This is a genomic window from Roseateles sp. GW821-FHT09G03 (assembly GCF_059416045.1).
Genome location: NZ_JBWKOK010000009.1, coordinates 197,489 through 209,841 on the forward strand (window position 1 = coordinate 197,489; position 12,353 = coordinate 209,841).

The 12,353-nt window shown below is 68.9% G+C and carries 11 protein-coding genes; 3 read left to right on the forward strand and 8 right to left on the reverse strand.

All coding sequences use genetic code 11. The features are described from left to right. Positions 1 to 16: 16 nt before the first annotated feature. From AC07OZ_RS26545 to AC07OZ_RS26575, 7 genes are all read right to left on the reverse strand, one after another. Complete coding sequence (locus AC07OZ_RS26545) at positions 17 to 871, reverse strand: ABC transporter ATP-binding protein (protein ID WP_495470033.1); 855 nt, start codon at positions 869 to 871, stop codon at positions 17 to 19. Positions 872 to 904: 33 nt separating this feature from the next. Further along, entirely contained in the window at positions 905 to 2,218 is a 1,314-nt protein-coding gene (locus AC07OZ_RS26550) for an ABC transporter substrate-binding protein (protein ID WP_495470034.1), read from the reverse strand. A 74-nt stretch (positions 2,219 to 2,292) separates the two neighbouring features. Then, positions 2,293 to 3,354: a branched-chain amino acid ABC transporter permease gene (locus AC07OZ_RS26555; protein WP_495470035.1), complete on the reverse strand. Its 1,062-nt coding sequence runs from the start codon at positions 3,352 to 3,354 to the stop codon at positions 2,293 to 2,295. Between the two features lie 33 nt (positions 3,355 to 3,387). Then, positions 3,388 to 4,317, reverse strand: a complete 930-nt coding sequence (locus AC07OZ_RS26560; protein ID WP_495470036.1) for a branched-chain amino acid ABC transporter permease — start codon at positions 4,315 to 4,317, stop codon at positions 3,388 to 3,390. Positions 4,318 to 4,365: 48 nt separating this feature from the next. After that, positions 4,366 to 5,313 (reverse strand): ABC transporter ATP-binding protein, encoded by a 948-nt coding sequence (locus AC07OZ_RS26565; protein ID WP_495470037.1) that lies wholly within the window; start codon positions 5,311 to 5,313, stop codon positions 4,366 to 4,368. After that, positions 5,313 to 7,259, reverse strand: coding sequence for an AMP-dependent synthetase/ligase (locus tag AC07OZ_RS26570; RefSeq protein WP_495470038.1), 1,947 nt, complete (start codon positions 7,257 to 7,259; stop codon positions 5,313 to 5,315). The genes AC07OZ_RS26565 and AC07OZ_RS26570 overlap by 1 nt, the downstream gene beginning before the upstream one ends. A gap of 147 nt (positions 7,260 to 7,406) precedes the next feature. Then, positions 7,407 to 8,249, reverse strand: coding sequence for a hypothetical protein (locus tag AC07OZ_RS26575; RefSeq protein ID WP_495470039.1), 843 nt, complete (start codon positions 8,247 to 8,249; stop codon positions 7,407 to 7,409). Between the two features lie 295 nt (positions 8,250 to 8,544). Between AC07OZ_RS26575 and AC07OZ_RS26580 the strand changes: the two genes are divergently transcribed. Beyond that, on the forward strand, positions 8,545 to 9,201 hold the full coding sequence (locus AC07OZ_RS26580; RefSeq protein ID WP_495470040.1) for a Crp/Fnr family transcriptional regulator: 657 nt from the start codon (positions 8,545 to 8,547) through the stop codon (positions 9,199 to 9,201). A 60-nt stretch (positions 9,202 to 9,261) separates the two neighbouring features. Here the strand turns inward: AC07OZ_RS26580 and AC07OZ_RS26585 are convergent, their stop codons facing one another. After that, entirely contained in the window at positions 9,262 to 9,852 is a 591-nt protein-coding gene (locus AC07OZ_RS26585; protein ID WP_495470041.1) for a GNAT family N-acetyltransferase, read from the reverse strand. A 345-nt stretch (positions 9,853 to 10,197) separates the two neighbouring features. Between AC07OZ_RS26585 and AC07OZ_RS26590 the strand changes: the two genes are divergently transcribed. Beyond that, complete coding sequence (locus AC07OZ_RS26590) at positions 10,198 to 10,881, forward strand: response regulator transcription factor (RefSeq protein ID WP_297525796.1); 684 nt, start codon at positions 10,198 to 10,200, stop codon at positions 10,879 to 10,881. Then, complete coding sequence (locus AC07OZ_RS26595; RefSeq protein WP_495470042.1) at positions 10,871 to 12,259, forward strand: sensor histidine kinase; 1,389 nt, start codon at positions 10,871 to 10,873, stop codon at positions 12,257 to 12,259. Before AC07OZ_RS26590 ends, AC07OZ_RS26595 begins: the two co-directional genes overlap by 11 nt. Positions 12,260 to 12,353: the final 94 nt, after the last annotated feature.

A 12,353-nucleotide genomic window follows, 5' to 3' on the forward strand; every position in this document is an offset into this window, starting at 1 on the left:
CCATCCATCCTTGAATTCAGGCGAGCCAGCGCTTGCGGCGCTTGTAGCTCTTCACGTCGCGGAAGCTCTTGCGATCGGTGCCGCCCATGCCGAGGTAGAACTCGCGCACGTCCTCGTTGTCCCGCAGGGCCTGCGCCTGGCCGTCCATGACGACACGGCCGTTCTCGAGGATGTAGCCGTAGTCGGCGTAGCGCAGCGCCATGTTGGTGTTCTGCTCGGCGAGCAGGAAGGTCGTGCGCTCCTTGCGGTTGAGGTCACGCACGATCTCGAAGACCTCCTCGACGATCTGCGGCGCCAGGCCCATCGAGGGCTCGTCCAGCAGCACCATCTTCGGATCGGCCATCAGCGCCCGGCCGATCGCGCACATCTGCTGCTCGCCGCCCGAGGTGTACGCGGCCTGCGAGGTCCGCCGCGTCTTCAGCCGCGGGAAGTAGGCGTAGACCTTCTCCAGCGTCTGCGCGATGGCGGCCTTGCCGTCCGTGCGCGTGTACGCGCCGGTCAGCAGGTTCTCCTCGATCGTCAGGTGCGCGAAGCAGTGCCGCCCCTCCATCACCTGCACCACGCCGCGGTGCACGAGGTCCGCCGGGGTGAGCCGCTCGATGCGCTCGCCGCGCAGCTCGATCGAGCCCTTCGTGACCTCGCCGCGTTCGCCCGCGAGCAGGTTGGACACCGCGCGCAGCGTCGTGGTCTTGCCGGCGCCGTTGCCGCCGAGCAAGGCCACCACCGCCCCTTCGGGCACGCGCAGCGAGACGCCCTTCAGCACCAGGATCACGTGGTGGTAGATGACCTCGATGCCGTTGACGTCGAGCAGCGCGGGCGCCGCCGCGGTGGTGCCCGCGGGGGATGCGGAGGGAACGGAGGTGGCTTGCATGGCGGTCGTGCTCAGGCAGGATTCACTGGGACGTCAGCTGCAGCTGCGCGGCTTCAGGTTCTTGGTCTGGGCGTACTTGGCGGCGTACTCCTTGACCAGCGGATCGATGTGGGTCTTGTCCGACTGGTACCAGTCGGACGCGAGGTTCCACTTCGCGCCGTCCCACTGGACGATGCGCGCCCAGTCGTTGCCCATGTGGTTGGCGCAGCTGGTCTGCACCGGCCGCATGACGTCGCCGAAGCCCAGCGCCTTGAGCCGGTCGGCGCTCAGGTTCAGGTTCTCGAAGCCCCAGCGGACCTGCTCCGGCGTCATGACCTTGCCCTTGCCGAACTTCTCCTGCGCGGCGCGGATCGCCTCGACCTGCAGCATCGAGATCATCATGCCCCGCGTGTGCGCGATCGCGCCGATGCCGGTGGCCGGGCCGGTGCCCTGGCCCTTGTCGTAGACGAACTTCTTCAGCTCGTCATGGACCTTGTCCTTGGCCGAACTGTTGTGCAGCGTGATCGCGTTGTAGCCCTTGGCGCCGGCACCGATGTCCTTGACGTCGTGGTCCGAGCCGGCCCACCAGATCGCGTAGATCTTCTCGCGCGGGTAGCCGCTGGCCTGCGCCTCGCGGATGCCGGCCGGCGTCATCACGCCCGCGGACCAGAACAGCACGTAGTCCGGCCGCTGCTGGCGGATCTGCAGCCAGGTCGACTTCTGCTCCACCCCGGGCGGCGTGACCGGATACAGCAGCACCTCGAAGCCCTCGGCCGCGGCGCGCTTCTGGATCAGCGGGATCGGCTCCTTGCCGTAGGGGCTGTCGTGATAGACCAGCGCGATCTTCTTGCCCTTGAGCGAGCCCTTCTCCTTCTTCGCGATGTCCTGCAGCATCACGTCGGCGGCGGTCCAGTAGGTGCCCAGCAGCGGGAAATTCCATTCGAAGACGGTGCCGTCGGCGGACTGCGACAGGCCGTACCCGGGGGTCTCCACGACCACCTTGTCGACGAAGGCCTTGTCCGTCACCGCGAAGGTGATGCCCGTCGATTGCGTGTCGAAGCCCGACGCGCCGCCGCCCTTGCCCTTCAGGCGCTCGTAGCACTCGACGCCCTTGGCGGCGTCGTACGCGGTCTCGCATTCCTCGTAGGCGAGCTTGACGCCGTTCACGCCGCCGTCGCGCGCGTTGATCAGCTTCAGGTAGTCCTGCTTGCCGTCCGCCCAGGGCATGCCCAGCGGCGCGAACTGGCCGGTGCGGTACACCAGCAGCGGGATGAACTGCTCGGTGGCGGTCTGTGCCGCTGCCGGCAGCGCCGCCGCGACCAGCGTGGCCGCGCAGAGCGCGCCTCGCGCGAGGGTCTTCAAGCTCATGGTGTCGTCTCCTGGTGGTGCACTCTGCGGTGCGGTTTGAAATCTCGTGGATTCAATCGGTGACCAATGCGCGATCAATGCGGGAAGGGCCACAGGCGCAGCTTCTGGCGCGCCGTGGACCAGAGTCGCGCGAGCCCGTGCGGCTCGACGATGAGGAAGAACACGATCAGCGCGCCGAAGATCATGTGCTCCAGGTGCGAGGCGGCCGCGGTCGACAGCGGCAGGCCCAGCCAATGCGGCACGTGGTTCAGCAGCAGCGGCAGCAGCACGATGAACGCGGCGCCGAAGAAGCTGCCCGCGATCGAGCCCAGCCCGCCGATGATGATCATGAACAGCAGCTGGAAGGACTTGTCGATGCCGAAGGCGGCCGGCTCCCACGCGCCCAGGTGCACGAAGCCCCACAGCGCGCCGGCCACGCCGACGATGAAGCTGCTGACTGCGAAGGCCGTCAGCTTCGCGTGCACCGGCCGGATGCCGATGACGGCGGCGGCGACGTCCATGTCGCGCATCGCCATCCATTCGCGGCCGATGGCGCCGCGCACCAGGTTCTTGGTGAGGATGCCGCACACGACCACCAGCGACAGGCACAGCAGGTAGCGCTGCGCCGGCGTCTCCAGCGGCAGGCCGAAGAGTTGCAGCGTGCCGACGCTCACCGAGCCCGACGAGGAGTTCGTCACCCACGGCACGCGGTTGGTGAACCAGTCGATGAAGAACTGTGCCGCCAGCGTCGCGACTGCGAGGTAGAGCCCGCGGATGCGCAGGCTCGGCAGTCCGAAGATCACGCCGCAGACCGTCGCGGCCAGGCCGCCGCCGATCAGCGAGAGCAGCAGCGGCATGCCCTCTATGCGCACCTGCAGGTTGTAGGCCGCGTAGGCGCCGACGGCCATGAAGGCGCCGGTGCCCAGCGAGATCTGCCCGCAGTAGCCCACGAGCACGTTCAGGCCCAGCGCGGCCAGCGACAGCACGAGGAAGGGGATGAGCACCGCGCGGAAGGTGTAGTCGCTCGCCAGCCAGGGCACGGCGACGAAGGCGATCAGCGCCAGCGCGATCACCGCGCGGCGGTCCTGCGCGATCGGGAACAGCGCCAGGTCCGCGCGGTAGCTGGCCTTGAACTGGCCGTTTTCACGATAGAACACGGTCGTCTCCTTGATCGTTCGTCGAGCGGGAACTCAGACGCGATCGATGATCTTGTCGCCGAAGAGGCCTTGCGGCCGCACCAGCAGGAAGCCCAGCGCGAGCACGTAGGCGAACCAGTTCTCGATGCCGCCGCCGACGGACGGACCGAGGTAGATCTCCGACAGCTTCTCGCCGACGCCGATGATCAGTCCGCCGACGATGGCGCCCGGCACCGAGGTGAGGCCGCCGAGGATCACGACCGGGAAGGCCTTGAGCGCGACGAGCGAGATCGAGTACTGCACACCCAGCTTGCTGCCCCAGATGATCCCGGCCACCAGCGCGACCAGCCCGCCGACGGACCAGACGATCACCCAGATGCGCGACAGCGGGATGCCGATGGACTGCGCGGCCTGGTGGTCGTCGGCGACGGCACGCAACGCGCGGCCGGTGCGGGTCTTCTGGAAGAACAGCGACAGCAGGCCCACCAGCGCGGCGGCGATCACGGCCGAGTACAGGTCCTCCTTGTTGAGCAGCAGCCCGCCGGGGAAGCTGTCCTCCAGCACGAACAGCGGATCCTTCGGCAGGCCGACGTCGATCTTGTAGGTCGAGCTGCCGAAGATCAGTTGACCGGCACCGTCGAGGAAGTAGCTGATGCCCAGCGTCGCCATCAGCAGCGTGATCGCCGGCTGGTTGACCAGGCCACGCAATGCCAGCCGCTCGACCAGCCACGCGACGACGACCATGCAGGCCGCGGCGGCGATCAGCGCCAGCCCGTTGGCCAGCCACTGGCTCTCGAAGCCGAACCACTGCGGAAACCATTCGGCGAAGCGCGCCATCGCCAGCGCCGCGAACAGCACCATCGCGCCCTGCGAGAAGTTGAAGACGCCGGAGGCCTTGAAGATCAGCACGAAGCCCAGCGCGACCAGCGCGTACAGCATGCCGGCCATCAGCCCGCCGAAGACGGTTTCGAGGAAGAAGCCCATGATCGTTTCCTTGCTTGCCTGCTTGCTGCTGCCTGCTTCTTCCGGCGCTCACTCGCCCGCGCCGAGGTAGGCGCGGATCACCTCGGGATTGGCGCGCACTTCGTCGGGCGTGCCGTCGCCGATCTTCTTCCCGTAGTCGAGGACGACGACGCGGTCGCTGATGTCCATCACCACGCCCATGTCGTGCTCGATCAGGACGATGGTGGTGCCGAACTCGTCGTTGACGTCCAGGATGAAGCGGCACATGTCCTGCTTCTCCTCGACGTTCATGCCGGCCATCGGCTCGTCGAGCAGCAGCACCTTGGGCTCCATCGCCAGCGCGCGGCCCAGGTCCACGCGTTTCTGCAGCCCGTAGGACAGGCCGCCGACGGGCGTCTTGCGATGCGCCTGGATCTCGAGGAAATCGATGATGCGCTCGACCTTCTCGCGATGCTCGATCTCCTCGCGCACGGCCGGGCCGAGGCGCAACGCCTGCCACAGCAGGTGGCGCTTCATGTGCAGGTTGCGGCCGGACATGATGTTGTCCAGGACGCTCATGCCCTTGAACAGCGCGAGGTTCTGGAAGGTCCGCGCGACGCCGCGCTCGGCCATGCGGCGCAACCGCGTGCGCGGGCTCCACTGCCGCACGTCCTCGCCGCGGTAGCGGATGTCGCCCTGCTGCGGCTGGTAGACGCCGTTGATGCAGTTCAGCATCGAGCTCTTGCCGGCGCCGTTCGGGCCGATGATGGCGCGGATCTCGTGCTCGCGGACGTCGAAGCTGATGTCGTTGAGCGCCTTCACGCCGCCGAAGGACAGCGAGATGTGCTCGACCTCGAGGATCACCTCGCCGATGCGCCGGCCCGGGGCGGCGTCGCCGGCGGAGCGCGGCGATGCCGCGCCTTGCGCCGGCGATGCCGGCGATGCCGGCGGCGCGGCGTGGCCGGCCTCCTGGAACTGGGCCCCGGCCGCGGAGTCACCTGCGGCGCCGGCGGCATTGACGGTGAGACTGGCGCTCATCAGGCGGCCCTCCGGGTGTGCGGGAAGGTGGTCGCCTCCTCGATGCGCAGGTCGGCGCTGACGCTGCCGCTGCGGCCGTCCTCGAAGCGGACCGCCGTCTCGATGAACTGCGAGGACCTGCCCTCGTAGAGCGCGTCGATCAGCACGGCGTACTTGTCGGCGATCGCGCCGCGGCGGACCTTGCGCGTGCGGGTGAGCTCGCCGTCATCGGCATCGAGTTCCTTGTGCAGCACGAGGAAGCGCGTGATCTGGCTGCCGGCCAGGCGCTCGTCCTGCGCGAGGTCGGCGTTGACCTTCTCGACGCAGTCCTTGATCAGCCCGAGCACCTCGGGCTTGCCCGCCAGATCGGTGTAGCCGGCGTAGGCCAGGTTGCGGCGTTCGGCCCAGTTGCCGACGGCCTCGAAGTCGATGTTGACGAAGGCGCAGACGCGGTCGCGCCCGTCGCCGAAGGCCACCGCCTCCTTGATGAAGGAGAAGAACTTCAGCTTGTTCTCGACGTATTTGGGCGCGAACATCGCGCCGTCATGCGCGCCGCCGCGCAGCCGGCCGACGTCCTTGGCGCGGTCGATGATCTTCAGATGACCGCCCGCGTCGAGGAAGCCGGCATCGCCGGTGCGGTACCAGCCGTCGGCCCCGAGCACTTCGGCCGTCGCCTCGGGGTTCTTGTAGTAGCCCTGGAGCAGGCCGGGCGAGCGCACCAGGATCTCGCCGCTGTCCGCGAGCCTGATCTCGACGCCGTCGATGGGCACGCCGACGGTGTCGGACTTCGCTTCATGGTCCGGCTGCAGGCAGACGAAGACGGCCGTCTCCGTCGAGCCGTAGAGCTGCTTCAGGTTGATGCCGATGGAGCGGTAGAAGCTGAAGAGATCGGGCCCGATCGCCTCGCCCGCCGTGTAGGCCACGCGCACCCGCGAGAAACCGAGCGCGTTGCGCAGCGGGCCGTAGATCGCGAGATCGCCGAGGCGGTACTTGAAGCGTTCCCAGGCGTCGACCGGCTTGCCGTCCATCAGCGCCGGGCCGACGCGTTCCGCGAGCGCCATCGCCTTCGCGAAGAGCCAGCGCTTGGGCGCGCCCGCGTCCTCCATGCGGATCATCACGCTGGTGAGCAGCCCCTCGAAGACCCGCGGCGGCGCGAAGTAATAGGTCGGCCCGATCTCCTTGAGGTCGATGCTGACGGTGCTGGCCGACTCGGGGCAGTTGACGACATAGCCGCAGGCCAGCCACTGCGCATAGCTGAAGACGTTCTGTCCGATCCAGGCGCAGGGCAGGTAGGCGAGGACCTCCTCGTTGGCCGTCAGCTTGTCGAAGCGCGCGCCGGCCTGGGCGCGGTCGATCAGCGAGGTGTGCGTGTGCACCACGCCCTTCGGATGGCCGGTGGTGCCGGAGGTGAAGAACATCGCCGCCACGTCGCTGGCGCGGCCGGCGTCGACCTCGCGTTCGAACCAGCCGGGGTGGCGCAGCGCATGGGCGCGGCCGTCGTCGCACAGGCTGTCGATCGAGGCGAGCCCGTCCGCCGCGTAATGGCGCAGACCGCGCGGATCGTCGAACCAGATGCGTTGCAGCGCGGGACATTGATCGCGGATCTCGAGCAGCTTGTCGACCTGCTCCTGGTCCTCGACGACGACGAAGGCGACCTCGGCGTTCTGCAGCGGGTAGGCGAATTCAGCGGCGACGGCGTCCTGGTAGAGCGGCACGGGGATCGCGCCCAGCGACTGCGCGGCGAGCATCGCCGCATAGAGCCGGGGCCGGTTCTCGCCGATCACGACGAGGTGCTGGCCGCGCGTCATGTCGGCGGCGGCGAAGCCGTGCGCGAGATCGCGCACGAGCGCCGCCAGCGCCGCCCAGTCGAGGGTCTGCCAGATGCCGAGCTCCTTCTCGCGCAGCGCCGGCGCGTGGGGGCGCTGGGCGGCGTGAGCGAGCAGCAGCCGGGGGAAGGTCTGTTCCACCGTCGTCTCCTTTGTGCTCCCCGCTGTCGCCTCTCTGATGGAGGCGCTCTGGCCGCGGGGTTGCGCCGACTGTAGGCCGGACCATTGACGTCGTGTTGTCGTTGCGACGACAGTCCTAGGGAGAGTTCGGGGGAGCGTTTTCCCGGATCAGACGGGCGTTCCCTCGTCGGGTCGAGGTGTCCGGTGCGCGCTCACCTGCCGCTGATGGAAAGAGATCTTCTGCTCGATCGCGTGCCTGCGTGCCTCGCGGTCGGCAGGCGGTTGCAGCTCCGACGCGACGGCGAGGATCGGCTGACGATTCCCGAGCCTGATGCCGGAGTCCGAGTAGGGCGCCAACGAGGATTCGGCGGTTTGAACCTTGGCGCACAGGACCCGGAAGTCCTCCTGCAGCGATGCCAGCGCGTCGGCCTTCTTCCACTGCATGCGCCAGTGCAGGTAGAACGACCGGCTCAAGTCCACCATCTCCTGGTCGCAACCGTCGTTGCAGCGCTGTTGGAGTTGCCCGATCAGGTCTCCGAATTGCGCGACGTCCCGAGGAATGAAAATTTCATCGGGACACAGGGGCTCCGTATCTTCACCATCGCCGGTCAGGGCATCGACAGCCATGGATAGCCCGTGATCGTTCAACGACATCAATTCGTCGAGATACCGCTGGAGCCGCTCCACCCACATGCCGAAGTCTTCCCCATCTCGCGGCCTCTGCGCCGTCTCCAGCAACACGTCGGCCCGCTCCCGGAAGGGGCGAAGATTGGGCCCGTCTCCTGGCACGCGACGCAGTGTGTCCAGGATCAGGTGCTGGTGACGGGCCTGCTGCTTGATCGCGGCCTGAAGGTCCTGGGGGGATGAGAGCGGCTTGGCGTGCCGATCGAGCAGCGCTTCTGTTTGCGTGGTCAGTTCGTTCAGCCGCGCGAACACCTCCACCTGGTGCCTTGCCTCGGCAAGCGCCTGTTCGGGCGTCTCGCGAAGGATCTGGATTGGGCCAGCTGACATCGGACAGCAGGGCGTCCTGGTTCTATTGGTAAACATCGGGTCACAAATCAGAGAAGGGGGGCTGCATTAGTCGGCGTGGTTGTCAGACGGGTTCCTGCTCCGTGTTTCCCCCAGGGCGCCTCGTCAGGTTCGTGTCATGCACAGGCGCGATGAACGGGGGATGGCTCCGACCACCGACACCGTTGTCCACGCCGCGCCGGGCTCCCCCCCGCCCGCGGCCCTGCAGCCGTCCCTTGCCGGAGCCGTGCCGACGCAGCCGATACGCTTGCGGGCGCGGGCCGCGAGCGCCCAGGAGATGAGCGCCATCCCGTGGCTGAAGGCCATCGAACCCGAGTTGCGCGAGCGCGTCGCGTCGAGCATCCAGGTGGCGGAGGTCGAAGTCGGCGAGCGCATCTGCCGCATCGGTCGCGAGGCCAACTTCTGGTTCGGCGTGATCGACGGGCTGCTGAAGATGAGCAACGACGAGGCGGCGGCGCGGCAGGTCACCTTCACCGGCGTGCCGCCGGGCGGCTGGTTCGGCGAGGGCACGCTGCTCAAGCGCGAGGCCTACCGCTACAACATCCAGGCGCTGCGGCGCAGCGTGGTGGCGGGCCTGCCGTTGGAGAGCTTCCACGAATTGCTGGCGACCAGCCTGGCCTTCAACCGCTACGTGCTCAACCAGCTCAACGAGCGGCTGGGCCAGTTCATCGCCGCCCGCGAGATCGACCGCCAGAGCGATCCCGACCTGCGTGTGGCGCGCAACCTGGCGTCGCTCTTCCATCCGCAGCTCTACCCCGGCGTGAACGGGCTGCTGCGCATCACGCAGCAGGAGCTGGGGCACCTGGTGGGACTCTCGCGCCAGCGCGTCAACGAGGCGCTGCGCCACCTGCAGGAACAGCGCCTCATCGCCGTGGAATACGGCGGGCTCCGGGTGCTGGATCTCGCGGGGTTGCGGGTGTATCCGCAGCAGTGAAGACGCGCTCGCCGGACATGTCGACGATGAATGCGACGACGTCGGGTGAGGCCGTCTGCCTCACGCCCCGAACGGCGTCGCTTCCGGCGGTTCCTGCGGCAGGGCCGCGTACTGCCCGGCGTTGATCTCGTAGAGCAGGCTGGCCGCCTCGCCCGGGCAGTCGGCGACCGAGCCGGTCAATCGCAGGCCGACACGCTCCAGCGTCTTGCGCGCCGCCGTGTTGCCCGGCGCCAGCAGTGCATGCACCGACGTCGCATGCAGGCTGTCGAAGGCCAGCGCCAGCGCGGCCGTCGCCATCTCCGCCGCGTAGCCCCGGCCCCAGTGGTCGGACAGGAAGTGGAACTCCAGCAGCAGCGCCGGCGCGCCGCAGATGCGGCCCCGGCTCAGGCCGCCGAAACCGATCGCGCCCAGCGAGGGCTGCTCCCGCAGCGCCACCGCCCACGGCCCCAGACCGTCGCGCGTCCACAGCGCGCGCCACAGTTCCAGCCGCTCCGACGCGGCTGGACCGCCCGCGTCGAATCGACGGTTCGCGGGATCGGTCAGCAGGTCGCGGAAGCTGCGCGCATCCGCAGCGGCCGGCGGACGCAAGGTCAGCCGGCGGGTCGCGGTGAGCCGCTCGACGGCGGGGATGGAGATGAAGGGCGCAAGCATAGGGTTAACCCGCAAATTATGCGCCCAAGCCGGATTTCAAGTGCACCCTCGACCGAGCGGTCGGTGACAGCCCCGGACTTGCGTCACGAAACGTGACGAAGAGGAAGGAACCTCAGAAGCTTTGAACCTGATGCGCGCCCATCGCCCATCTTTTGCCCACCGTTCGCCCCGATCACGGGCGATGCCCCTCGCGTGGGCGGTGCCGACAGCCCGCGGACAGGTCGGGAGGTCCCCGCTCGCATAGCATTCCCGGCATCCGCGGGGCTCGCGGGGGGAACACTCCCCTCCGGGTCCCGTCCCCCAGGACGACGCGGCGCCCGGCGCCGCAGGAACGAGAGCCTCGTGATGAAGCTGCTGGTCATCGAAGACAACCCGGACATCGTCGCGAACCTGTTCGCCTACCTCGAGCCGATGGGCTATGCGCTGGACGTGGCCCGCAACGGCCTGGGCGGTCTGGCGCAGGCCGCCGCCGGCTCCTACGACGCGATCGTGCTGGACCTGACCCTGCCCGGCCTGGACGGCCTGGACGTCGCCCGCCGCCTGCGCAAGGACTTCCGCCGCCCCACCCCCATCCTCATGCTGACCGCCCGCGACACGATCGCGGACAAGGTCACCGGCTTCGAGAGCGGCGCCGACGACTACCTCGTCAAGCCCTTCTCGCTGGTCGAGCTGGAGATCCGCCTCAAGGCGCTGATGCGGCGCTCCCACGGCCTGAACCTCAGCTCGGCGGTCAGCTACGCGGACGTCAACTTCGACCCCGACACGCTCGAGGCCACCCGCGCCGGCAAGCCGCTGCAACTGACGCCGACCGGCTACAAGCTGCTGTCCGCGCTGCTGCGCGAGGCGCCCAAGCTGGTCCGCCGCGAGGACCTCGAGCGCGAGGTCTGGGGCAACGACCCGCCCGACAGCGACGCGCTGCGCACCCACATCCACGCGCTGCGCGCGGCGCTGGACAAGCCCTTCCCCGTCCCGCTGCTGAAGACCCATCCGGGCATCGGCTACCGGCTGGTGTCGCCCGATGCGGGATGAGCCGCGGCGCGACCGCGGCGACCATCGCAGCCCCCACCGCAGCAACCACCCCGGTGAACACCGCGCCGGCCGCTCGACCGCCGCCCCGACCACGCTGCGCACGCGCGTGGCGGCCGCCTTCCTGCTGCTGACGCTGCTGGTCTGCGGCGCCTTCGCGGTGGCTGCGGTGCGCATCGCCTCGAGCATCGAGGACCGCCTCGTCGACCAGCGCCTGGACCGCACCGCCGACGAACTGGTCGCCCGCGAGAAACAGGGCCTGGAGGCCGACCTGCCGCCCAGCGTCACGCTCTACCGCGGCGACGCGATCCCGCAGGCGCTGCGCGGCAAGCCGCCGGGCAAGTACACGCTGCCGCAGGAAGACACCACCTTCACCGCGCTGGTCCGCGACGACCTCGGGACGGTCTTCGTCCTGACCGACCGCGACGAGGACTTCGCCAAGATCGAGGCCGGCGTCTACGGGCTGCTCGGCCTGGCCTTCGTCTGCTGCCTGGGGTTGGCGCTGTTCCTGGCACAGCTGACCGCGAGCCGCATCGTCGCCCCCGTCACCGCGCTGGCCAGCGCCGTCGAGACCGATGCCGCGCCGCGCGACTATCCGCTGCTGGACTCGACCGACGAACTGGGCGTGCTGTCGCGCGCCTTCGCGGCCAAGACCGAAGCGCAGCAGCGCTACCTGGACCGCGAGCGCTGGTTCACCGGCGACGTCAGCCATGAGCTGCGCACCCCCCTGGCGGTCATGCTGGGCGCGGCCGAGATCCTGAAGGCGCGCCTGCACGACCGCGACGACATGGTCGAGCTGGCCGAGCGCATCCGGCGCACGGCCGCCGACACCAGCGAGCGCGTCGTCGCGATGCTGCTGCTGTCGCGCGATCCGGCCAGCATCGGCGCGCCGCCGACCGCGCTGCTGCCGCTGCTGCGCCAGGAAATGGAGCGCTGCCGGCCGCTGCTCAAGGGCAAGGAGGTCGAGATGACGCTGCATGCCGCGTCCGCCGACGCCGGCCTGGAAGTGCCGGCGCGGCCCGAGCTCGCGGCCATCGCGCTGGGCAACCTGATCCGCAACGCCTGCCAGTTCACCGACCAGGGCCGCGTCGACATCCGGCTCGAGGCCGGCCGCGTGGTCATCGAGGACACCGGCATCGGCATCCCGCCGGCCGTGCGCGACCGGATCTTCGACCGCTTCATGCAGGTCGACCCGGCCGGCGCCGGCAGCGCGGGCCTGGGCCTGGCCATCGTCAAGCGCGTCGCCGAGCACCTGGGCTGGAGCGTCAGCCTCGAGGCGCCAGCACGCGGAGGGACGAGATTCGTACTGACCTTCCCCGCTTCGCCCGTGCCTGAGGGGACCCCGGGCGGCTCTTCCGGACATTCTCCCGGGTTGAGTTGAAACAGCCCTGGACGGGCCTGTCGTCGTCCTATACTGTATGCAAATACAGTAATTCCACGCCGGTTCCTCAACCGGCGTTTTTGTCTCTCGCCGA

Coding starts and splice junctions, on each gene's coding strand:
- AC07OZ_RS26545 (WP_495470033.1), bottom strand. CDS start 871: ATGCAAGCCACCTCCGTTCCCTCCGCATCCCCCGCGGGCACCACCGCG.
- AC07OZ_RS26550 (WP_495470034.1), bottom strand. CDS start 2,218: ATGAGCTTGAAGACCCTCGCGCGAGGCGCGCTCTGCGCGGCCACGCTG.
- AC07OZ_RS26560 (WP_495470036.1), bottom strand. CDS start 4,317: ATGGGCTTCTTCCTCGAAACCGTCTTCGGCGGGCTGATGGCCGGCATG.
- AC07OZ_RS26565 (WP_495470037.1), bottom strand. CDS start 5,313: ATGAGCGCCAGTCTCACCGTCAATGCCGCCGGCGCCGCAGGTGACTCC.
- AC07OZ_RS26575 (WP_495470039.1), bottom strand. CDS start 8,249: ATGTCAGCTGGCCCAATCCAGATCCTTCGCGAGACGCCCGAACAGGCG.
- AC07OZ_RS26580 (WP_495470040.1), top strand. CDS start 8,545: ATGAGCGCCATCCCGTGGCTGAAGGCCATCGAACCCGAGTTGCGCGAG.
- AC07OZ_RS26585 (WP_495470041.1), bottom strand. CDS start 9,852: ATGCTTGCGCCCTTCATCTCCATCCCCGCCGTCGAGCGGCTCACCGCG.
- AC07OZ_RS26590 (WP_297525796.1), top strand. CDS start 10,198: ATGAAGCTGCTGGTCATCGAAGACAACCCGGACATCGTCGCGAACCTG.
- AC07OZ_RS26595 (WP_495470042.1), top strand. CDS start 10,871: ATGCGGGATGAGCCGCGGCGCGACCGCGGCGACCATCGCAGCCCCCAC.